The 979-nt window shown below is 37.6% G+C and carries 1 protein-coding gene; it reads left to right on the top strand.

All coding sequences use genetic code 11. From position 1 onward, the window contains the following. Positions 1 to 110: 110 nt before the first annotated feature. Positions 111 to 979: IS30 family transposase (locus tag PAUR_RS00025; RefSeq protein WP_192505804.1), on the top strand; the 869-nt coding region annotated here is incomplete at its 3' end.

The following is a 979-nucleotide window of genomic DNA, read 5'->3' as shown; positions in this document are numbered from 1 at the left end:
CCCGAATTCAAGTTCTAAGTGCACCACGTATAAAAACTAGATAGAAATAAGACACTTCTCAGTTTCTGCTAATGTAAATGTGCGACCAAATACATTTTAGGAGCTGAGAAATGTCTTATGAACATCTTAACAGTTTTGAGCGAAAAGCAATCTATTATCGCCATAATAGTGGTGAAAGTTACCGCTCAATCGGCCGTTTACTTAACCGACACCACACTACCATTATGCGAGAAGTAAAGAGGAATAAACCCCCTTACTATACTTACTTCGATGAATCTGCAGAAGACTTGGCAGCCGAACGTAGAAAGAAACCAAGGCACGCAAAAAAGTTTGCTAATAAAACGCTTTATCAGCATGTTGTACATAAACTGCAAGAAGGTTGGTCACCAGATGCCATAGCTGGAAGGCTTAAAAAAAACCATCCAAATGACAAGGGAGAATGTGTCAGTCATGAGACAATTTATCAATGGGTTATTAAAGACTATCAAGTTGGTGGTGGGCTCTATAAAGCATTACCAAAACGTCACAAAAAGAGAAAAAAACAAAGAAAATATGGGGACTTACGAGGTAAGATAAAAAACCGAGTTAGTATCCATGAACGACCTAATGTCGTTGAGAAACGGTCTCGTATTGGCGACTGGGAAGGTGATCTTGTTGAAGGAAAGAAAGGCTCTGGATATATAATTACTCATGTGGATCGAGCAACAAAATATCTAATGGCCCAAAAAATAGAAAATAAAACAGCAGAGCTTTTCAATAAAGCAACGATTTCAATGTTTATAACGTTAGCCACTTCTAAGAGGCTGACACTTACACTTGATAATGGGAAAGAGTTTTCACTTTTTAATAAGCTTGAAAATAGGCTTAATATGGATATTTACTTCGCCGATCCTTACTGTTCATGGCAGCGCGGTACAAATGAAAATACAAATGGGTTGATACGTCGATATTTCCCCAAAAAAACAGATTTTTCGACTAT

Source organism: Pseudoalteromonas aurantia 208 (genome assembly GCF_014858725.1).
Lineage (GTDB): Bacteria > Pseudomonadota > Gammaproteobacteria > Enterobacterales > Alteromonadaceae > Pseudoalteromonas > Pseudoalteromonas aurantia.
This window is presented reverse-complemented; position numbering and strand designations above follow the sequence as displayed.